The 20,101-nt window shown below is 40.6% G+C and carries 22 protein-coding genes and 2 pseudogenes; 21 read left to right on the plus strand and 3 right to left on the minus strand.

Annotated elements, in window-relative coordinates; all coding sequences use genetic code 11:
- Positions 1-191: 191 nt before the first annotated feature.
- The 18 genes from ACFQ88_RS23160 to ACFQ88_RS23245 all read left to right on the plus strand — a co-directional run bounded on the left by ACFQ88_RS23160 (position 192) and on the right by ACFQ88_RS23245 (position 14,542).
- Positions 192-383 carry a hypothetical protein gene (locus ACFQ88_RS23160; protein ID WP_379457201.1) on the plus strand — a complete coding sequence of 64 codons (192 nt, stop codon included), beginning with the start codon at positions 192-194 and terminating at the stop codon, positions 381-383.
- Between the two features lie 33 nt (positions 384-416).
- Complete coding sequence (locus ACFQ88_RS23165) at positions 417-1,991, plus strand: stalk domain-containing protein (protein WP_379457203.1); 1,575 nt, start codon at positions 417-419, stop codon at positions 1,989-1,991.
- Between the two features lie 88 nt (positions 1,992-2,079).
- Positions 2,080-3,099, plus strand: coding sequence for a hypothetical protein (locus ACFQ88_RS23170; protein ID WP_379457205.1), 1,020 nt, complete (start codon positions 2,080-2,082; stop codon positions 3,097-3,099).
- 130 nt (positions 3,100-3,229) lie between these two features.
- Entirely contained in the window at positions 3,230-3,610 is a 381-nt protein-coding gene (locus ACFQ88_RS23175) for a PadR family transcriptional regulator (protein WP_379457207.1), read from the plus strand.
- A 42-nt stretch (positions 3,611-3,652) separates the two neighbouring features.
- Positions 3,653-3,979 (plus strand): hypothetical protein, encoded by a 327-nt coding sequence (locus tag ACFQ88_RS23180; protein ID WP_379457209.1) that lies wholly within the window; start codon positions 3,653-3,655, stop codon positions 3,977-3,979.
- Positions 3,980-4,021: 42 nt separating this feature from the next.
- Positions 4,022-4,711 carry a Rad52/Rad22 family DNA repair protein gene (locus ACFQ88_RS23185; RefSeq protein WP_379457211.1) on the plus strand — a complete coding sequence of 230 codons (690 nt, stop codon included), beginning with the start codon at positions 4,022-4,024 and terminating at the stop codon, positions 4,709-4,711.
- A 237-nt stretch (positions 4,712-4,948) separates the two neighbouring features.
- Positions 4,949-5,308, plus strand: a complete 360-nt coding sequence (locus ACFQ88_RS23190) for a hypothetical protein (RefSeq protein WP_379457214.1) — start codon at positions 4,949-4,951, stop codon at positions 5,306-5,308.
- A 57-nt stretch (positions 5,309-5,365) separates the two neighbouring features.
- Positions 5,366-5,995 (plus strand): immunity protein Imm33 domain-containing protein, encoded by a 630-nt coding sequence (locus tag ACFQ88_RS23195; RefSeq protein ID WP_379457216.1) that lies wholly within the window; start codon positions 5,366-5,368, stop codon positions 5,993-5,995.
- 48 nt (positions 5,996-6,043) lie between these two features.
- Positions 6,044-6,685 (plus strand): M48 family metalloprotease, encoded by a 642-nt coding sequence (locus ACFQ88_RS23200; RefSeq protein ID WP_379457218.1) that lies wholly within the window; start codon positions 6,044-6,046, stop codon positions 6,683-6,685.
- Positions 6,686-6,718: 33 nt separating this feature from the next.
- Entirely contained in the window at positions 6,719-7,249 is a 531-nt protein-coding gene (locus tag ACFQ88_RS23205) for a DUF3841 domain-containing protein (protein ID WP_379457220.1), read from the plus strand.
- 616 nt (positions 7,250-7,865) lie between these two features.
- Complete coding sequence (locus tag ACFQ88_RS23210) at positions 7,866-8,615, plus strand: adenine nucleotide alpha hydrolase family protein (RefSeq protein ID WP_379457222.1); 750 nt, start codon at positions 7,866-7,868, stop codon at positions 8,613-8,615.
- A gap of 446 nt (positions 8,616-9,061) precedes the next feature.
- Entirely contained in the window at positions 9,062-9,289 is a 228-nt protein-coding gene (locus ACFQ88_RS23215) for a type II toxin-antitoxin system HicB family antitoxin (protein ID WP_379457225.1), read from the plus strand.
- Positions 9,290-9,598: 309 nt separating this feature from the next.
- Entirely contained in the window at positions 9,599-10,429 is an 831-nt protein-coding gene (locus ACFQ88_RS23220) for a hypothetical protein (protein WP_379457228.1), read from the plus strand.
- Between the two features lie 84 nt (positions 10,430-10,513).
- Positions 10,514-11,389 (plus strand): hypothetical protein, encoded by an 876-nt coding sequence (locus ACFQ88_RS23225; RefSeq protein ID WP_379457230.1) that lies wholly within the window; start codon positions 10,514-10,516, stop codon positions 11,387-11,389.
- A 410-nt stretch (positions 11,390-11,799) separates the two neighbouring features.
- Complete coding sequence (locus ACFQ88_RS23230; protein WP_379457947.1) at positions 11,800-11,883, plus strand: Ltp family lipoprotein; 84 nt, start codon at positions 11,800-11,802, stop codon at positions 11,881-11,883.
- Positions 11,884-12,148: 265 nt separating this feature from the next.
- Positions 12,149-12,283 (plus strand): hypothetical protein, encoded by a 135-nt coding sequence (locus ACFQ88_RS23235; protein ID WP_379457232.1) that lies wholly within the window; start codon positions 12,149-12,151, stop codon positions 12,281-12,283.
- A 278-nt stretch (positions 12,284-12,561) separates the two neighbouring features.
- Positions 12,562-13,044, plus strand: a complete 483-nt coding sequence (locus tag ACFQ88_RS23240) for a hypothetical protein (RefSeq protein ID WP_379457234.1) — start codon at positions 12,562-12,564, stop codon at positions 13,042-13,044.
- 772 nt (positions 13,045-13,816) lie between these two features.
- On the plus strand, positions 13,817-14,542 hold the full coding sequence (locus ACFQ88_RS23245; protein ID WP_379457236.1) for a metallophosphoesterase family protein: 726 nt from the start codon (positions 13,817-13,819) through the stop codon (positions 14,540-14,542).
- Positions 14,543-14,770: 228 nt separating this feature from the next.
- Here the strand turns inward: ACFQ88_RS23245 and ACFQ88_RS23250 are convergent, their stop codons facing one another.
- Positions 14,771-14,905 carry a helix-turn-helix domain-containing protein gene (locus tag ACFQ88_RS23250; protein ID WP_379457949.1) on the minus strand — a complete coding sequence of 45 codons (135 nt, stop codon included), beginning with the start codon at positions 14,903-14,905 and terminating at the stop codon, positions 14,771-14,773.
- Between ACFQ88_RS23250 and ACFQ88_RS23255 the strand changes: the two are divergent.
- Positions 14,906-15,031: pseudogene (locus tag ACFQ88_RS23255) on the plus strand (sigma factor-like helix-turn-helix DNA-binding protein); the annotation flags it as partial.
- Between the two features lie 98 nt (positions 15,032-15,129).
- On the opposite strand, the gene ACFQ88_RS23260 reads toward ACFQ88_RS23255, so the two are convergent.
- Both ACFQ88_RS23260 and ACFQ88_RS23265 read right to left on the minus strand, forming a co-directional pair.
- Positions 15,130-15,342, minus strand: coding sequence for a helix-turn-helix domain-containing protein (locus tag ACFQ88_RS23260; RefSeq protein ID WP_379457951.1), 213 nt, complete (start codon positions 15,340-15,342; stop codon positions 15,130-15,132).
- Positions 15,321-15,888, minus strand: a pseudogene (locus ACFQ88_RS23265) (ISL3 family transposase); the annotation flags it as partial. The pseudogene ACFQ88_RS23265 and the gene ACFQ88_RS23260, both read right to left, overlap by 22 nt.
- A gap of 379 nt (positions 15,889-16,267) precedes the next feature.
- Here ACFQ88_RS23265 and ACFQ88_RS23270 point away from each other — a divergent pair.
- A complete protein-coding gene (locus ACFQ88_RS23270; protein WP_379457241.1) occupies positions 16,268-18,508 on the plus strand; it encodes a helix-turn-helix domain-containing protein in 2,241 nt (746 codons plus the stop codon).
- A 198-nt stretch (positions 18,509-18,706) separates the two neighbouring features.
- Complete coding sequence (locus ACFQ88_RS23275) at positions 18,707-19,990, plus strand: ABC transporter substrate-binding protein (RefSeq protein ID WP_379457243.1); 1,284 nt, start codon at positions 18,707-18,709, stop codon at positions 19,988-19,990.
- Positions 19,991-20,101: the final 111 nt, after the last annotated feature.

The raw sequence follows: 20,101 nt of genomic DNA on the forward strand, positions 1-20,101 counted from the left end.
AGCACATTGTTTGAATATTGTGATACTTCATCAGTAGCAGGTAGAAATAACAAAAGTCCCCCTACAGGGCAGTAGGGGGAAGCAAATTCTATATGGCTTTAATAGCATATGCATAGATTTATTCTTTGTTCTTGGCAGAAGAGCAATTGGAACGCTATGAATACGGAAATACAAGGGGGTGGATATAACGCATGAAGGTGGATGAAATACAACTCAAGAAAACTTACCACAACGGCAAAGAAGGCGACGGCCGCCGGTCACGCTATACAATCAATTGGGACAATGCCAACGGTATTACCTATTGTGAAACTCATACTGGAAGGATCGGAAACTGTTCAATTGGAAATTTTCCAAAGTGGGCCAAAGGTGAAGTGAAAGGTTGAATATTGAAGTACTTGTGAGAGGAATTGAATCCAATGAGAAAACGAAGTTTTTTGCTTAGTACGGTGCTCTTGTCCAGTCTTTTGAGCCCTTTTGATACAATGGCTGCCGCTAACTTGTATTTACCTGAGGAAGAGGGCTTCGAAGTAGACTGGACGTTTACAGAGACTCCGCCAAAGCGTCCTCAACCAAAAATTCTTAACCCTGCTCATTATGAATCGAAATGGAAGATTGATGATATTCATAATTCAGTACTGCTCCAAGATCGTCAAGGGGTTCTGTATACCACCGGCATGAGAGGTATAGTTCAAGCACTATATCCTAACGGACAAGAAAAATGGAGTATTCCATTGGATACGGCCATCGAGCTACCTGTCACAACTCCGGTTTTAGGGCAAGATGGCACGCTATATGTAAACTGTACTGATATCATTTCTGAAGATGGCCGTGCGACGATTTTTGCGCTGACTCCTGAAGGAAAAATAAAATGGAAACTCGACTCAACTGATACCTATAGTAGATTTGATACCCAGTTTGCCGGCGATGAACAAGGGAATTATATTTACTTTACCAAAGATGGATTAACTTCGCGCAATGCAAAAGGGGAATTGAATTGGATTAATAAAACCATCACTTCTTCTCAAAGCGTTCTTGCAAAGAACTCTCATATGGTCAGTGTCTCTGTAGATTCGACTGGAAATATATATGTAGATTCCGCACGTGGAGAAGTGATTTCAATCGACTCTACGGGTGTTGAGCGGTGGCGAACCAAATCATTACCTTATGTCAACAAATACACGGGCTTCCATCCTTATTTATCAGAAAAAGGGTTCCTTTATGTGTTAACAGAACATGGGCTGAATGCATTAGATACTCGTAATGGGAGCACATTGGACTCGAATTCCTTGGATTTGAAAGATATTCAATCTGCAGGTGTGCCAACGGATGGCCATGGAGGATATTACATCAACATACGAGGAAAGTTTTTTAAAATAGATCGCACCGGAGAGACGATTTGGGAGTATAAGCTGCGTGATACCGCGAAGGAAGGAATTTATTTACGAGATATCTTAACAGATAAAGAAGGTAATGCATACTTTTCAACGGGCGTCGGTAATATTATCGCTCTCAACAGCGATGGACAAGAAATTTTTGTATTTCTACGAAATGCATTTTGGACAAAATTTGTGAATCTCACTTTAGGGAAGAATGGCAATATTTATTCGATCAACAACGATATCGGCGTTGTGGCTTTTGGAAAGAAACAGATTCAAGTTTATGTCGATAACCTAAGTTTGCCATTAGCTGTGGATCCTATCAATCATGAAGGTACCGTTTTAGTTCCATTCAGATCCTTGTTCGAAAAGTTTGGTCTTAAAGTCGAGTGGGACCCGACCACACAAACCATCACTGGGTCAAAAGATGATTTGTTGATCAAGTTAACGATTGGAGAAACAACAGCCTTCGTTAATGGACAGGCGCAGCAGCTGGCCGAAGCTCCAATGATTCAAGAGAGTACAACCTTCGTACCGCTTCGTTTTGTCGGTGAGACACTAGGTAAGAAAGTTACGTGGGATGGCGATACGTCGACGATCAACATTGACCAGTGATAATAAGGAATACTCTTCCATTCCCAGAGCCTAGCCTTGTGACTATTCGTTACACTGAAAAAAAATTAAGCAACGCGGGGTAAATGAAATGATCTTCGAAACAATTTCTAAATATCATCATGGTTCAGCTTCGGATAAACACCATCGATATTTATCGTGGGCACATTGTTACGGTTTCTTTAGACAAAATAAAGATCAATTAACGGATGTACATGTTTTTGACCATGCATGTCTACATTTGGCTTTTTATTTGGCCAGCTGGGGGATGCTCAGAGGAAGTTCATTTCTCCTCCAGAAGGATTATAAAGTACATGAATATGTATTACGAGAGCTTTATTTAAACACGGATACTTACCAAACATATTACGAGCCCAAATTTAGTCACTCCGTTCATAATGGCTATTTCGATGGTATTGATCAGATGATTGAAACCGTACGACGAGCTTATTCAGATAATATTTTCTCTACAACTGGGGAAGACGTATCCGTAACGGATACGCTTGTGTCGAAAATTTTATTGGGCTTATTCGGTAACATGCCTGCCTATGATCGATACTTTCTTCAAGGTTTAAAAGTGCATGGATTAAAAAATACGATTCTTCAGGAAAAGTCACTGAATACATTAATCGAATTCTACAAGAACCATGAGGAAGAATTTATAAAGTGTCAGAAATTACTTGAAAGCCATCATACGCAATATACCCCTATGAAGCTAGTAGATATGTATTTCTGGCAAGTTGGATACATGATGAGTGAACCATCAAAGTTTTCAGAGAGGGAGCTTGATACGATCTCTTCATTTGCCGATAGTTGCGTTTTGCGAATAAATAACACAGCTCCGATTCATACTTCTCGGGTTGCTGCTGTTCGTGGACTTACAGAGGAGATACGTAAGTATATCTTAGATATTTTGATGGCATCGAGGGATAAAGAAAAACCGTTTGTGGACCTGGTGTCTGGGGAAATACACAAGAGTTTGAATCTAAAGGATAGAATGCCTTCCGTATGCTCAGCGATGTTGAGTGTTCATGGTAACATCGAAGTACTATATGATACACCAAGTGGAATGAGCTCAACAAAAAAGGTCCGATATTGGCTAAACTCTTAAAAGTAAATAGAATTGCTAGCCCGCGGCAAGCTTAGAGTCTAACTTTTATGATGAGCTTATCGGGTGATTCCCTTCAAATGCCCAACATTAAAAGGAGCTTACTATACTTAGAGAGGAGTAACCCAGAATTATGAGAAATCAGGAACCCATCGAGAAAGAATCCAGTCTAGGTCACGTAGTCAAGGTGCAACAGGTTATCGATTTCATCGTACTTGCAGAGCTCCAGAAGGGTCGGAGGTATGGAAAGCAAATCGATCAGGTCATTATTCAATCATTGGATGGAGTAGGGGTAAATGATTCGTATCTTGCGCAGCGACTGAAAGTCCTTGCAGAGAAAGGTCACGCAACCAGCAGGTGGGAGGATGATAACCGGTACAATCGATATTATGAAATTACGGACCTAGGAATGGAATACTTTCAACAGCTTGCGAAAGAGCTTCCGGAGCGGGTGGATCTAGCACTCAAGGTTTATAAATTGTTCGGATCGATGTTAAAAAAATATGATAAATAGTTGTCGGCGGATATTACTCTTAGGTAATCGAGGTGATCGTTAATGAGTACGAATGGAAAGTGGAGTTTTCCTCAAGAAGTAACGGATGTAGATATTGCCTTTGGAGGACGTACCCACGAGTTGCTTCCAGATCCAGAGGAGATTCCCGAGGAATTTTGGAATGAGGATACAAAGTGGCATAAGCTTGCATCTGATATTTTCTTTGGCCGCGAGCTTTCGGGGGATATTCACGAACGTGAAGGGATTGACGTTCACTTCGCTGCGCGACATATCAAGGCAGTTCTTGCAAGCTATCAGCCAAAACATCAACATAAAATCGCGGGTTGTGCGTTTCTAATGAGCCAATTTTATCGCGACGTGACGTATTAAATCAGTATCAGTACGCATTGTTTGTAAAAGGAGTGGCTGTACATGGAACGTAATTATCAGGAAGTTGTAATGGAGCTAAAACAAAGATTTCCTGAAGGGACCGTCAAGTTCCGTGAGGATACTGGCAGACCGTATATTCCGAATCAAGTCTATACGGATCGGATTGAGCAGGCGACTGGGAGCCAGTGGGATAGGGAAATTAAAGACATAGAGATTAATGTTCAGAATCGGTACGTAAAGGCGATTGTACGCATCCATATCCAGCCACATTATCGGGATGGCTATGGCTTCTCCATAATAAAAGGCGACCCGACTAAGGATCCCCATCACATTTCGAATGCCGTTGACCAGGCTGTTAATGATGCTATGCGTGAAGCATTGGATAGCTATGAAATGGGGTGGAAGGACCTCGCGCCATATAAGCAAGATCAAAAAGATTGGGCTTCTAACCCGGCGCTCAAACATTTGTTGGTCTCCGAACCGCCACATGAAGCGGGAGCCGGCAACACGATGGTTCAACCGTTTAGCAAAATTCATCATAAGTGTATTTTTGGCAATTGTGGTGAACAGCTTACTCAGGCTGAGTGGGATTTACTTGGTAAGGTTCCAAACCTTAATCGGGACAAAATGATCTATTGTTTTAATCATCTTCCATCCCATATGAAGCGTAGACTTCCAGAGAATATATTGAGATCGTTTGAAGCTACATGGGATAAGCACTCCTCAACTTAATTAACTATTTAGATTTGAATAAGACTCTAAATAGGTTATTAGGATAACTAAAGCTCTTTTGGATTTCTGTATTCTCGTTAATTTCATTTACATTGTTTATCAGAGTAATAGTCAAGCTGTGATCCTTAGTTTATCAGTTTATCAACCCATCAAGGTAGCAAGTTTGAAAGTCTTTTAGAGACTGTATAAAAAGCAGCTAGGCTAGTTTTATCATTAGCAGAGCAGGGAGGAATTTAATTGAGAAACTTACTCAACTTGCTAGTCACACTTCTTGTTTTTTGGATAGGAAATCAATACTTTAATCAGTATATATCGATATCCGATACAAAAACATTAATACTTGCGACAGTCCTTATGTTTGTAATCAGTTTAATCTATGGTCTTTTATTAACAATCTCATTTGTTTCAATTGTGGTTGGTATCGGTTGTTTAACAACACCATTGTTAATTGCAGCATCACTTGTATTAACTCCAATTAAGTTATTGCTTCTTGACAAGTACTTATCAGGATTTGATATTCATGGATTTTGGACATATGTGATTCTTACAATAGTATTGAGCATTTTTACTGTTAAAGTTAAAAGCAAATCGGAATGAAAGGTTAATTATATTGGGAAGTTCTGTTGCAAATATCAAGAGGAGAGAAATTCTATTATGACATGGAAATTTGATAATGTGGTTGAACTTCATAAAGAATCACCATACACTTTTTATCTTCCAAGTGAACACGTTATAGAACAACTTAAAGTAGGGGATTTGGTTAAGTTAATTTTTCTGTCTGATGTGACCTTAGAAAACGGATATGAAGGAGAAAGGATGTGGGTAGAAATTATCGAACGAACTGAGTTAGACTTCCGCGGCAAGTTAGCAAATCAGCCTTTTTATCTTAAGTCTTTACAATATGGAGACATTGTAAATTTTAAGTCCATACATATTTGCAACACCCAATTAGATGATCCACATTCAAAAGAGATGGACTATTACTTTGATAATAAGGTAACGGTGAGTAATGACGTATTATTAAAAAATGAGTTCAACTTCATGTTGAGATTTGAACCAGATAATGAGAGTGATTTAGGATGGGTCTTCTTCAGTGGGTATGAACAAGATGATTTTAATTCTGATCCTAATAATTTTCAAATCATTTCAGTGGGAAAGATGTTAAACATAGATGATTCGATACTAGAGTTTCTTAATGACAACATACGTTGTGCCTACGAAAGAGATACAGATTCGAAAAAGTTACTCAAAATTGAAGATTATGATTTTAGTATTCATGATTAAGAATTTATTTTTAATTGCATAAAAAGATAATTTCATAGGAGTTAATAAATGGGCATTATAAGTGATCTATCCATTATGTTCCCTAAAAAAAATGATCCATCAAGACACCAGAAATTGTTTTCAGATTTCAAGAATCTACTAATAAAATTGAACATGAGAAATAATATTGGGTTGAAAGTGTATAAAGATCCACTTTACAACGGGATTGCAGGGAATGAGAAATATATTCTGATTTCAGACTCACTAGTACGATTATATGATCAAAACCCTGCTGCAGTAAGATGTATGATGGCACATGAGTTAACTCATGTGAAGTACAGAGATTTTGGCCTTTATAAAGCAATGATTGGCTTTGGAGTTGCTTTTGGTGTTAACTATTGTAGAGCAATAAATTTATTGATGGAAATTAGAGCAGAAGTAGAAGCTTACCGAATTAACCAATTTACAAGTGAAGAATTCAAAGTTATTCATAATACCTTTAAACAACACAACACCAATAGTAAAAAAATCAAATCCTATGAAGTTGGTTATCCAGATCGAGATAGTACTGTTGAACTTTGTATAAAACACAAGAAATTTTCTAGTGCTCTAATAGATGAATTACTAATGGATTTTTGTATGAATATGAACGTTGAAAACTCCGAAAAGCTAATTAAAAATGTTAAGAAGAAGTTCATTATTGCAAGTTAATGAAACAACAATTTCATCTGGAAGTGAAGAATCTTGGGTGTATACTGGACATTACAAAATGAAGAAGCATGGGAAGTCTTTAAAGGGCAAGGTTATCTTGAAGGAAACCCTGAATATGCAGGATATCTAATAAAAGAGTATCAGTGGATGATTAGTCAAATGAAGAAGAGACTTCCTAACTATCATGGGGAATTTCCCATATGGTTATGGCCCAAGAAGCCAGATATGCGTTCGACTGGACATTTTGATAGTCAAACAAGATGTGTTCGAATAACTATAGAACTCGATGATGAAGATGTATTGATCTCGGATTTTATGGAGTGGCATATTGTATTAAGTGATGGATTCAACGCTAACAATGAACAAGAATATGATGATTATTATGCAGGTAAATTAAGCATCACAAAGGAAGAAAGTTGGGAAAGAATTTTCGACTTACATATACCTCAAAATCCTGAATGGTCAGGTACTCGTGACTGGTTACAAGGTGTTACTGGTAGAATCTATCTTTCAAACATAAAGAAGGTTGAACATTTTATTAGCCGCAAGCAAGGAAAATATTAATAATATGGTAAGAATCAATACGTTCAGTTGGATGTGATTTTGTGCGAGTCAAAACCAATTTAACAGAACTTATGTGCATGTCATGTGAAGGCAAGTTTCCTATTGCAAGAAAATCTCATCATTAATACCCGAGCTGCCGTCTGAACATTCGCGAGATCAATATAGAAATTCTCTGTATATTTTGCCGAGGTTTCAGTCATGCAGCTTTTCTAAAGGGCGTGTTAATCTGCGCCACTTGTTTTATCAGAGATAAACAAGTATTATTGACGAAAATTGTTGAATATGGTACATATATGGTATTACGATTTTTACAAAATTTACTTTGTCGTTGATGAATCGATGAAGTAGGGGAATGCCGATACGGCTGTTAAAAATATTGGGGCTTAATTTTGCCATGGAGTAATAAGACACCTTATTTTGGTGTCTTTTTGTGCTTCATGGCTTTTTTATGCCCATTGAGGAGGTGGAGCTCGTGCTGCGAATGCCGGCTACTATTAATGAAAGTTCAGCGATCCGATCTGCATAACGTTATGTCCTGCCGCAACTCCCGCTCGAAATGTATCCACTTCATGAATATGATGAAGTACACATCAATGTATCTGGTGGTGCTGATAGTGTGGCTACTGCCTTGGTAGCCCTTCACGGGTATAAAATACCAAAAGAAAAGATCAAGTTAGTACATATGCGCGTAGACGGCGATCCGAATGATCCAACCAAACGGCAACTGTTCGACTGGCCGCAAACGGATGCGTATCTTCAGTATTTAAGCAATGCCCTTGATCTCGAATTATTCGTTATCTGGGGAGATATGAGCCTGGAAGAGCGGATAAGAGAACGTGGTATGTTTCCGAGTTCGAATTGCCGTTTCTGCACTTCTTATACAAAGCGGGATGTCTATACGAAATGGGTGCGCCAGTTCGATAACTGTAAGATCCTACTGTTAACCGGAGAGCGGTCAGAGGAATCAACAGCACGTGCAGAAAAGCCCGAATTCATGTATCACCCGGCTCAAGCAACAGGTAAGAAGAACCGCGTCGTTCACTGGCTTAAACCGATCAAATCGATGCTTAAATTTCAGGTCCGGCAGCTTGCAGCCGATTTCGGTGTCGCTTTGCATCCGTGTTATGAGTGGGTATCCCGGTGCTCGTGTAAATTTTGTATTTTCAATACAGCTACAGAAATGCAAAAGACATCTGCTCTCTTTCCAGAGGATTGGGAGTACTTAAAACAGATGGAGTGGGATCTTGACCATACCATGAAGAGAAAAAAGGACATGCCTTTATTAAAGAAGATCAAGTTCCGCTGTTTCTATAAATATGAAAAACGAAAGCGAGGATTAAAATATGGCCACCACGAGTGTTTTTAAAGAAACCGTTGAGAGAACGATTGATCCAGCGAATGGAAGCTATCGTGAATCGTATTGTAGTGAACACCAATTTCGTTCAGACTTTTATATTAATGATATGAAGGCTATGGAAACCTGCAGTACATTCGCATTCATTTACGAATGCGGTAATCATTTTATCCCGCTTCATGATATAGAAGAGGTGCGTACTTGCGTCCAATACTATGCGGCTCTATGTATGTGATATTCATTCTGCGACTTGAAGCGGGTATACGGCTTTAAAGAAGGTAATCTAATTGATCACATGAAAGCGGTCGTTTGACCCAGCCCCCTAGCCAGACAAAATTGGACACCTTGAGAGGAATAGATGCTTGGTTTACACTCTATTCTTCAATAAGGCTGCCCAAAAATGTAGCCATACTGTTTCTGCTTTTTAGTTAAATACAAAATAATAGGAGGATTTTTTTATGAACAACGAATTCGAAATTCAAGTATTGCTTGAAGAGGATAAAGCAGAAGGTAACGTCACAGCCTACATCCCTGCCCTACGACTTGGGGTACGAGGTGACACACACGAAGAAGCTCGTGAGAATGCCAGAGATCTTATTGCCATGGAGCTCGAACAAGGTCGGTCAATCCCTCGTGACACGGCGATTGTAGAAACGTTAAAAATCACTGTACCTAAAAAATTATAAATCGCCCCCACAAATTTAACAAAGTACAAAAACATATAGATTATTACTATACTTTAGGAAAAGGGAAATTGTCCGGCTTACAATAAATTGTAAATCAAATGAGATATTAGTCTTACGGATGCAATAAAACAGTCTTGGAATATAGTTGAGATAGTCACTAGGACTATCTCTATTTGTTGTAATTTGCTGTAAAAAGGCTGTCAAGTTTCGACGAAACATGGTAACATTTAACTAATGAGATTGGTTTGTGTAGGTTTAAAGGATTATTCACAACATCGTAGTTCAATGAGCCGAAAGGTGAGAACGTTTATGGAAATAGATTTTGCGAAGTATCTTCCTATAGTAGCTGCTGTTCTATCAGCTACTTTTGGCTATATTTTTGGTATTAGAACTAAGCAGAACGATAGATTGATTCAGTATACTCAAGAAAATCTTAAAGAAATCTACAGTCCCATGTATCATGAAATGAAGAAGATAATTTCGGATTTAATAAACCCTAAAGATAGGGAATTGATGCTGGATACTTTCTTTGAGAGATATATTGATACTAATAGTTCTATCTACAAATTGGGGAATTTAGAGTTATTGGACATTTTTTATGAGTTGAGTGATAGGTATGCACAATTCAAATTAACACGTGATGAATGTCAATGGAAAGAGATTTGGTGGGAGTTTGAAAATAATCTCTATTATAGAGTGGAAGAAGGCTATAGAAACTCAACCAATTTATTATATCGTGATTTCAAATGGCAGCAATATATTCAAACAAAACCATACTGGATGAAGGCTTATTTCGAATCAATGAAATTTTTGTTTGAAACTGCCAAAGGATTAAGTGTAATCTCTGCCTTATTGGTTTATTTCTCTGGTTGCTTTAAGTTAATTGGACTTAGTCTATTTCCAAAAGATTTTTGGTTATTCAGTATCATGATATTTGGATTCAGTGTATTGGCTACAGTTTTATTGATGTTACTAAACATACAGTATATTACATTATCATCTAATTCAAAGAATAGTTTTATTCGACAAGTTGCGAAAAAGCTATTTCCTAAGATGCTAGTCAAATGGAATCGGCTTTTCATTAAAAAGGACTATAATAAAGTACCGAAGATGCATGAGAAAGGTTTTCTTGAAGGGTAGGGAGGCATTCGTAAAAGCTCAAACGGCTACTTTATGATCGGAAATTTTCAAGATGGTGAGTAATTAAAAGAGAGGGTAGGGCGATTGGAAACAAAATTAAATCAAAAGGAATGGCTGGATTTCATCAACAGGTTACAGGAAAGAGAAAGGCAGAAAATATCTTCAAGTGGTTTAAGTAACTGGACTCTTTTTGCGGCTTTAGCAGGATTGGGGTACTGGATTCTTCCAGAAATCCCTTCAATACAAAAGAATATAACAATTACAATACTTGGCTATGTTTTCTTTCATAATCTAACAATATCACTCTTTGATATTTTTAATAATCTTTATAGAAATAAGAAAATACTGAGATATAGATTTCCTAAAACTGAGCTGGACAAAAAAGGGAACCTTCCATTAGTTTTGCACGAAATAGGTATGCTTTCTATAGCAACCTTGGTAAATGCTTATTTTATTTACTTTTTTCTCATGAAAGGAATGTATATATACATAATTTATTTTGGATTGTACTTATTTCGATACAGTTATAACCTATTTTGGGCAATAATTGCCTTAGCATATAATTATATTAAAAATAACATTGATCTCAGTGATATACAGGATAAAGCTGAAACTACTAGTAATAAAAAGAAGAGCAAATTCATTGCAAATTTACTAAGAATTGTACTTAGTACAAGGATTAAGCTTATCGTTACATTTTTTGCTTTGTTTTATATATGGAACCATTATACGATTGAAAAGGAAACCTTAAAACTTGCCCTCGATGGACTTGCTCTATCCTTAATAACAATTCTTATCCAGTTCTTGCTTATGATTTTTATTAAACGATTGAAAATAGCATGGCTTGAAAATTTGGAAAAAGAGGTGATCTTAAATAATTTAACTCCAGCACAAATTATTCAAAAACTTAGGCTAGGATATTTTAATACAAGTAACATAGATATAGATAATTACTTTTAATTACCAAACGAGCATGGGAATAAATATTCAATAGACAAAATTAGTTTCTTTTTTGTATAACCAAAGTGTTATGGTCGTCACGCAGTATGGGATAAGATCGGTTAATTTATATTTTTGTCCTACCTTCTGGTGTAACAATGCAAGCAGTAATACTCTTCTTATTGACATCCAAACGCGGGCACGTTCAAGTCAAATACGCCCCACCATGCGCCGGTGGGGCGTTTTCATGTAGTTTATGGGCATAATGGGGCAATATTTGTGTCGTCCGATAACAACAAACAAGTGTCGTACGACACAACATTGTCCTTTTCATGGTCATATATAACGAAGCACAGTACGAGTCGACAATCTGAAAGCCAATTTTAAGGAAAAGCCTTAAAAAAGCAAAAGATTATCAGGAATTAATGAATATGTCGCCAGAAAAGATACGAGACCAACTAACTTCTGAATACAGCGAAAAATTTACAAAAAGAAGAAGCCAATTATGCGATTAAGAATTTGGATAAATAAACCGCAAAACGCCCTTTACCAAATGATTGATGGCGTCTAATTAGATTAAGAGGGAATGCTTGAAGTATGTGGAAGACTCTCATGGCCCTCCATAGCGATAAAAACCGATCACATTCCATCTCTGTGCTCTTGTTAATTCTATTCCATTATAAAACGCTCTTTTATTTTAATAAGAAAATATAATTGCTGTAATTTAATTCCCATGGTAATATCTACCAGGTATTTTGAATCATACTAGGAGGTCGTACCATGATTCTCAAAAAGACAATTCTTTCTCTTGCACTATTTAGTCTATCTTTTGCATCAATTTCAAGTGCCCATCCAGGAAGGACTGATTCAAAGGTGGTCATACTTGCCGGACAAATTGTGCAAAATGGGGTTTAAAGGATGGTGAGTATCACTATCATAAAGGTGGGGGCTATTTCATAGGTGCAGATATCCCAACGAATGAACCTGCAGACTCCGCATCTGATGTTGAAGAAAATATTCCTGATGGAGATGTTAAGGTTACTCTTCCGACATTTAAGGTTTATATTAACTATAAAACAGGAGCTTCGGACGCTCAAAACTCTACTTTAGAATATTGGCGAGAACTTCGAAAAGAAGGGAAGCCTGCAAGTTTACAAATCAGCAATTGGACTGTCACGGAAAAATTTGAAGCATTGATACTTGGAGATTCGGATACTCTTGATCTCGCCACAATACTCATTCCCCCCAATATTCAGGAGGAACTTCGGCAAAATGGAAAACAGTTCTTTCGTTACCACCGCACACGGAACGCCACGGAGGGCGACTGGGTATTTGCTTTAGGCTGGCCAGGCGTCCTGCGGGAAGACGAATATAATAAACGTAGAGTTAACACGTATTTGGTCGCCATCCAGGGTATAGTGATGGATGCGACCGACCGAAAATTGATTGTAGGTCTTTCGCGAGAGGATTGGGAAAAGCGCATGGGCTTACGGGAAATGAAAGAGTTAACAGCGTTCGGCGGTATGAGCGGAGGGCCGATCTTCATGTTTAATGATGGAGTAATCCATTTAGTCGGAGTTATTTTTAGAGACTTAGGTATGGGTTTAATGGGAGAGGGACTTCAGTGTGTGCATGCCCTGTTCATCCAAGCAGATGGGTCAATTGAGCAGGTATGAGATTGTTAAGCTGACATTCCGGAATTCGGGCAATAGAAAAAAACGCTATCATCTGGTATTAACCCCTTTTGATAGACAAGAGAAAAAGGACATCTAATTACTACTTCCGCTGAAACTGTAAGATTAAACAACTATTTAGTGATATGAAAAAAGTCTATATCGGTTAAGGCGATTACGTGCGATAAGCAGCGGCACCGATGTTCTCGTTAGCAAGTTAATATGTTTAGAAAGACCATCAAAATTTGAATAATTTACCTCATAACGGGAATAGTAAACTAATGTGGCCGAAATAAAAATTAGAGTCTGTATTTCAGGATAAAAATCGCTGATGAATCCATTATGGAATTGAATAAATGAGTATCACTCGCAATATGGTCTAATTCTGATTTGAAACATTTTGGACACCAAAAGGGAAGACGCGGTATGAAATACCACGTCTTCCCTTTTTTACTATGATCAACTTTCAACAAAACACCTGTCGGATGACAAGAACTTGATTACATTACAAGCCGCTTAAAACGCGGCTTATAAAAAGGAATTCGAGGAGGATTCTTCGAGAATTAGCAGGTTGCGTCTTATATCCTATCAATTCAGAATTCCAGGTTACGAATAATCCATTGTGATCTTGGAATGTATTTTTAGTATCAATTAAGTTCGATAAATAAATGTTGCCTATAAGACAAAAAGGGGTTAATATAGTAAAAATTACCACGAGATAAATTCAGTGCATTAAATTAAAGGATATAGCTAACTAACGAAAGGATTATATAAAATGAGAAGAACTTTAGTAATAAGTGATATTCATGGTTGCTACGAAGAGTTTAACGCCTTATTAGAATTAGTTCATTTTAATAAGAATGAGGATTTACTGTTGCTCCTTGGTGATTATGTAGACAGGGGAATACAAAGTAAAGAAGTTGTTGAGAGGGTATTGCAACTTGTACAAGGAGGAAATGTCGTTGCACTTCGGGGAAACCATGACCAAAGATTCCTTGACCTTATGACAAGCGAAGATGAAGTAGTAAAAATGAAATTTATTCAACATGGTGGGCTTCAAACATTGGAAAGCTATTGTGGCGGTACTATATTAGAGAGCATGTCAGTAGAAGAAAGATTACAATATGCTGAAGAGTATATAAACAAAAGGTATAAACATCACATTTCTTTTTTGAATAGCCTTCCTTTTTACTACGAAGATAGAGACCATATTTATGTCCATGCAGGTTTGAATCCGTCCTATGAAAATTGGAAGCAACAATCAGAATATGACTTTATGTATATTAAAGAACCGTTCTTCAAAAACCCCACAGTGGTGGATAAGATTGTGGTGTTTGGACATAGCAAAGTAATAGATATACATGAAAAGGCTGACGTATGGTTCGGTGAAGACAAAATTGGTGTTGATGGTGGATGTGCATATGGTTTTCAGTTGAATTGCTTGGAAATAAATGATGGGAATTACAAGACTTACTTCACTTTAGCGAATTATCCTAAGTGATAGGACATTATCTCTACAGAAACCACTAAAGGATCTGATTGCAGCGAGGACGCTGCAGGACGAATCCGCCAGCTTCACGAGACATGTGCATTGAGAGAAGTGCTCCCGGGGCTCCTCGCCAAAGGTTCAGGAGCCTTTTTCTTCAATCAAGGTTATGTTACATCCGACTACGGACTGCCGAAGCGATTTTGATCAAGATTCCTATGGTCTGTCTGACTGTGACTCAGCCTATCGGTTGCTACAACGAAATTTGTGAGGCGTTAAGCCAATGTTTTTGGAAAATTGCTGAATGAATAGAGAAACATTGTTATATCCAAGTGTGAGTGCTATGTCTGTAACGCTCATGTCGCTTTGTAATAGCATGGCAGAGAAGAACGGACACAGCGGGAAATTGCGAAGGAGCTCGGCATCAGCCGCTCGTACGTGTCGCGGATTGAGAAGCGGGCGCTGATGAAGCTGTACCATGAGTTTTATAAGGCGAAAAAGTAAACATAGGTGCCAAGAGGCGTGCCATTATGGCAGGCCTCTTTTACATTAGAGGGCAAGGAATAAATTGGATAAACTTCTCTCGACTATCCATTTACAATTTAATTATGATGGATCTTTCTGAATTGGTTGGGACTTATTTGTTCAAGCTTCTTGAATACGGAGCAGAAATAGTTCGCGTCTTCAAACCCGGCCAAGAGGGCTATTTCCTTAATCTGAATGTAGGGATATTGCAATAGGAGTTCCTTGCTCTTTTTAATTCGGGTATTCGGATTTGATGGTGGAGAAGGGCTTAAAGCTGGCCCTTCTCCAATTTCTCGATCAAGGTGGAAAAATCGATTCCCAGCAAGATTATTTCTTCTGGCTCACGAACAACTCCAATAGGTGGCATATTAAACATCGGGAAGGCTGTTAAGAGACTCCGTATAAGCGTTTGTAATGCGATGGTCGAAGTAGGCGAATATTTCCTCTTCCCAGTTCTTCATAGCCTTTGTAAGTGGTTCAAAAGCGGATTGCAGTTCAGTTGGTATTTTAGCTTTCCATTCGTTGTATTTAAGGAATGCCGTCTGTCTGCTATCACATTCCCAAATATCGAAATATGATTCCTTTAAGTCATAAGCAGTGCCGAGAGAAGGGTGATTCTTTGTCCAAAGGTCAAGCGTAATTTTATCCATCTCTGTAAGTGCTATATGGCGTTTTAGGAGGATAAAACGGTCGCGCATCAGCCCGCGGCGTTCTTTTGGCGATAATCCTTCTCGGAGCTGCTTACGAATGGTTTCTAACGCTTGGTTTGCCATACAGACAACGTGAAACTTATCGACGATGATAAGAGCTTTTGGCAATATAGCCCTCACGGCGTCCAGATCAACTAACTTCTAAATACGGTGAAAAAAATTTACAAAAGAAGAAGCCGATTATGCTATTAAGAATTTGGATAAATAAAACGCAAAACGCCCATAACCAAAGAATTGGTTGATGGCGTTTTATTTTCTTTTAGATTTTTAGTTGTTAAATTGCATTACTGATTTTTCCATTTTAAAATGTTTACGAAGATAGCTTTTCATCGGTCGTGTAACACAGTAGAGTTGGGGGAGTATAATGAAAGAGTTGTTTAAGAACATCAAAGTTACGATGGACAAACCAAACGGGCACGCTCAAGGATTTTGCTGAAAACCGATTCTCTCCATGGGTTCTTGTATGCTATAATGATCGCATCCTTAGCTCGAGGAGGTCATCCGTATGCAATGGGTTTACGGGTCCGGTTCGCCGAAGCGGTTGTTGTCCAAGCCGATTATCAGAATCGCTATGGTACTTTGTATCGGACTGCTTTTCCCTCTCGTGACCCTGTACTTGCTCGGCGAGATGAATAAGGAGGATCATCTTCGCAAAGAGTTGGATGCGCTTTCATTCAGAAGTATCACTCCATACAAGGAGACGCTCGAGGAATTGTTCCGCAATATCGACCAGAATACACTGGCATTCACAAATACCAAGGCGGTGCAGCGCATTGCGCAGGACTCCGGTAACTTGGAGGTTGAGCAGGGGATCAAAGAAGCGCACCGCGAGATGGCCGAATTAGCCACTGCGAACTGCTGCGACAGCTCTATCGAAATTTACTATCATCAAGCCGGTCTTTCGACATCACTGCATAACGGTCAGCAGACAGCGGTTCGTATGGAGGCGGCCGCATGGGAATCGTACAAATCCATGATGGCGGACAAGGTACATTGGTTTGTGGATGAAGCTATGACCGCCGACGCCGGATACCCGGTCATTTCATTCGTCAGGCCCATCCCATCCGTAGGCAACCAGCCGCAAGGCTTGATCAAAATCAACTTCAATCCGTCCTTATTCCAATTCGGCTTCCGGTTGCCCGAGGGACAATCCATCTGGGCCGTGACCCCCGACGGAAAGAGGATGTTCGATCTCATCACCGGGAAAGCCGTGACAGATACCCGGATCGTCGATGCATTGAAACGACAATCCCCGTCCTCGGCTATCGTTAAAGAGAATGGACAGCTGTACGGATACAGGCTGTTTTCGTCTCCTGCGACGGGCTGGAGCTTCATGCTTCGATTACCTCCAACCGCTTTTACTCCCGCGAACTCCGGCAAGTGGCTGGTGTACGCCGCCTCGCTGCTTCTAACGTTGGCCGCCAGCCTGTACGTGCTGCTTAATTTCTCACAGATTGCCCGCCGGGTGGATGCGCTTATCCACAAGGAGGTGGAATACGGCTCGAAGATGAAGGAGCTTCTGCCGACGGTGCGTCAGCATGGTTTGCAGAAGCTGCTGTTCTCGGGCCTTTTGTCCGAGGAGGATGGTAGGCACACATTGAGAGAACTTGACGTTCCTCTTGCTCCTCATGGTTATCTGGTGGCCATCATTCGCATCGAAGAATATGAGCGGTTTCTACAGTATTCCTATCGGGATCAGAGCTTGTTCCGTTTCTTCCTTACCAAAGCTTCCGAGGAAATCGCCGAACGTGAAGGCCAGGTTCTTTATGTGTATGATACTGGACAGCGCGATGTGGCGTTGTTATTTATATTTGAGGATCGAGGTACGCTCCCGATATCCGAAAAGGCAAGGTCGCTTGCAGATCATCTAGACAGTACATTAAGACAGTATGTTCCATTCCGAATTTCCGCAGCTATCGGCAGTCCCTGCGAAGCCGCCAACCGAATCCATGTTTCTTGCCAGCATGCGCTGCAAACCCTGGATGTCCAGCTATTCAAAGGCAACACGGGAGTCTTTGCTTATGAAGAGCAGGCAGAAGACCCCATATACAGCTCAGAGCTGTATCGGTTGCGCAAGGAGACCGAGCAACATCTCGGAAAGGCGATTCTCTCCCGTAACCGGGAGCTTCTTGGAAAAGCGCTCGAGCAGCTGCAGATGGGACTCGAAAAGCTGCCGTGGCTGTCACTGCCACTGGTGCAGCATACCTTCTGGGAACTGACGATGTTCATTTATCTGAAAGTGCAGGAGGCGGACCACAAGCCGATAAATCCGCTTCTTCTCCCGAAGCTACATGCCGAGAGGGAGAGACATAAGTCCCTATCCACTATAGTGAAGTGGTGCCACAAGCTTGCGGATTCTATGCTGGAAGAGCTTCAGGCCCCTTCCGAATCAGGCAAGGTTAACGTCATATCTAAAATCATCGACTATGTACATACCAACTTCGATAAGGAAATATCGCTGGGCGGCATTGCCCAGCAGCTGGGACTGGACATGGCTTATGTCAGCCGCTGCTTCAAGCAGGAGGTCGGCATGACGTTTATGGACTATTTGCTGATGCTTCGCTTGAAGCACGCGAAGTATTTGCTGGCCAACCCTGACCTTACCGTCGGGGAAATCGGGGAGGCGGTGGGCTATGTTAATGTAAACAGCTTTATCCGCATTTTCAAGAAGCATGAAGGAGTCACACCAGGGCAATACCGGGAACAGAACTTCCCCCGGGAGCTGGATTCGAACCAAATATATTAAGCGTTTGCGGCGGCTGTAGATGATGTCAAAAAAGGGATACCGCCGCTGAAATCATCCTTTTTAACACGTAGGAAAAGGAAGCCTACGATGTCAATAATGGGTGATTTTTTTTCTTTCTCCGGCAGGATACCATAAGACACAGGCCGAGGCGAACGCCGGCAGCTTGGCCATGAATTCATCGTTAGGGGGAGGAAATGGATGAAACACGGAAAATCTGTATGGATCGGCTTCATGGTCATCATGATGCTATTTTTTAGCGCTTGCGGCGGGAACACTTCGAATGGGGATTCCGGGGAGAGCGGCGGAGACAAGCTGGTCACACTGAAGCTGTGGTTTCCGGGACATGAAGATCATATCGTTCAATCCGTTCGTACATTGATCCAGGATTTTGAAGCGAAGAACCCGGACATTAAGGTAGAACTGACTTCCATTCCTTGGAAGGACTATTTCCAAAAGCTGTCGGTTGCTTATAATGCGGGCTCCGCTCCGGACGTTCATGGTCTGGGCTTCGGCCAATTGATCTCTACGGTCGATCAGGACAAATATCTCGATCTGAACCCGCTTATCGCCAAGGACAATTGGGATGGCGCCAAGGACTTTTACCCGGACGTTCTTAAATCGGGCCAATGGAAAGGCGGTCAGTATGGCCTTCTGATGCCGGATACCCGGGGCTTCATGTGGAGGAAAGATCTATTTAAGAAGGCGGGGCTCGATCCGGAGAAGCCTCCGGCTACGATCCATGAAGTATTTGAGTACGCCGAGAAGTTGAAGGTCGTCAAGGACGGGCAGACCGTACAGGCGGGCCTGGATATGCCAACCGGCAACGGGGAGCAAATCTATCTCTCCATGCTGCTGCCGCAGGGACAGAACTTTTACGATGCAAATAACAATCCGTCGTTCGATTCCTCCTTGTCCATAGGGCTTCTGACCAAAATGGTCGGTCTGGTCAAAAGTGGCGCCGTCGCGCCTCAGGACAGCCAACAGCTGGAGGGGGGCACGTTTAAAAACGGTGTAGCCGCCATGGCATTCGGCTCTCCCAAGAGCTTCCAATCGCTTATCGATAAAGTCGGAATGGACAATATCGGATTTACCATTCCGCCCAAAGGAGACTCCGGCAAGCATACCGCGCTGATGCTGGGAACGTTTATGACCATAGCCAAAAATACGAAGCACCCGGACGCAGCGTGGAAGTTCCTGAAATTTATGTTTGAGAAAGAAAATCATTTGAAATTCGTCAGCACGGCCCAATTCATCCCATCGCTACAATCGGTTTCCGAGCAATATGCGAAGAACAGTCATGAAAATAAAGTGACGATGGACATTCTCAAGGATGCGCAGGGGTATTTGCCGTCCGCCGATTGGGGGACGCATGTCAAATTTTTACGGCTTGCTTTGGAGGAAGCTTATTTCGGCAAAAAGACGCCGGAGGAAGCGGTCCGTTCAAACATCCAGCTGTTGAAGGATGAAATGAAGAAGAAGTAAGACGGATAGCCTTCGTAAGACGCGCGGGAGCTTTACTTATAAGACGTCCTGCCGGAAGACCGGCAGGACAGGGCGGGAGGTCTGTCAAATCTGGCAAAAAAGAAGGGATCC

This window comes from Paenibacillus sp. NPDC056579, from assembly GCF_042793215.1.
Lineage (GTDB): Bacteria > Bacillota > Bacilli > Paenibacillales > NBRC-103111 > Paenibacillus_S.

What these genes read in the sequence shown, in the direction of transcription:
- ACFQ88_RS23160 (WP_379457201.1), top strand. Translation starts at nt 192, where the DNA reads ATGAAGGTGGATGAAATACAACTCAAGAAAACTTACCACAACGGCAAA.
- ACFQ88_RS23165 (WP_379457203.1), top strand. Translation starts at nt 417, where the DNA reads ATGAGAAAACGAAGTTTTTTGCTTAGTACGGTGCTCTTGTCCAGTCTT.
- ACFQ88_RS23170 (WP_379457205.1), top strand. Translation starts at nt 2,080, where the DNA reads ATGATCTTCGAAACAATTTCTAAATATCATCATGGTTCAGCTTCGGAT.
- ACFQ88_RS23175 (WP_379457207.1), top strand. Translation starts at nt 3,230, where the DNA reads ATGAGAAATCAGGAACCCATCGAGAAAGAATCCAGTCTAGGTCACGTA.
- ACFQ88_RS23180 (WP_379457209.1), top strand. Translation starts at nt 3,653, where the DNA reads ATGAGTACGAATGGAAAGTGGAGTTTTCCTCAAGAAGTAACGGATGTA.
- ACFQ88_RS23185 (WP_379457211.1), top strand. Translation starts at nt 4,022, where the DNA reads ATGGAACGTAATTATCAGGAAGTTGTAATGGAGCTAAAACAAAGATTT.
- ACFQ88_RS23195 (WP_379457216.1), top strand. Translation starts at nt 5,366, where the DNA reads ATGACATGGAAATTTGATAATGTGGTTGAACTTCATAAAGAATCACCA.
- ACFQ88_RS23200 (WP_379457218.1), top strand. Translation starts at nt 6,044, where the DNA reads ATGGGCATTATAAGTGATCTATCCATTATGTTCCCTAAAAAAAATGAT.
- ACFQ88_RS23215 (WP_379457225.1), top strand. Translation starts at nt 9,062, where the DNA reads ATGAACAACGAATTCGAAATTCAAGTATTGCTTGAAGAGGATAAAGCA.
- ACFQ88_RS23220 (WP_379457228.1), top strand. Translation starts at nt 9,599, where the DNA reads ATGGAAATAGATTTTGCGAAGTATCTTCCTATAGTAGCTGCTGTTCTA.
- ACFQ88_RS23230 (WP_379457947.1), top strand. Translation starts at nt 11,800, where the DNA reads ATGTCGCCAGAAAAGATACGAGACCAACTAACTTCTGAATACAGCGAA.
- ACFQ88_RS23235 (WP_379457232.1), top strand. Translation starts at nt 12,149, where the DNA reads ATGATTCTCAAAAAGACAATTCTTTCTCTTGCACTATTTAGTCTATCT.
- ACFQ88_RS23245 (WP_379457236.1), top strand. Translation starts at nt 13,817, where the DNA reads ATGAGAAGAACTTTAGTAATAAGTGATATTCATGGTTGCTACGAAGAG.
- ACFQ88_RS23250 (WP_379457949.1), bottom strand. Translation starts at nt 14,905, where the DNA reads ATGCTATTACAAAGCGACATGAGCGTTACAGACATAGCACTCACACTT.
- ACFQ88_RS23270 (WP_379457241.1), top strand. Translation starts at nt 16,268, where the DNA reads ATGCAATGGGTTTACGGGTCCGGTTCGCCGAAGCGGTTGTTGTCCAAG.
- ACFQ88_RS23275 (WP_379457243.1), top strand. Translation starts at nt 18,707, where the DNA reads ATGAAACACGGAAAATCTGTATGGATCGGCTTCATGGTCATCATGATG.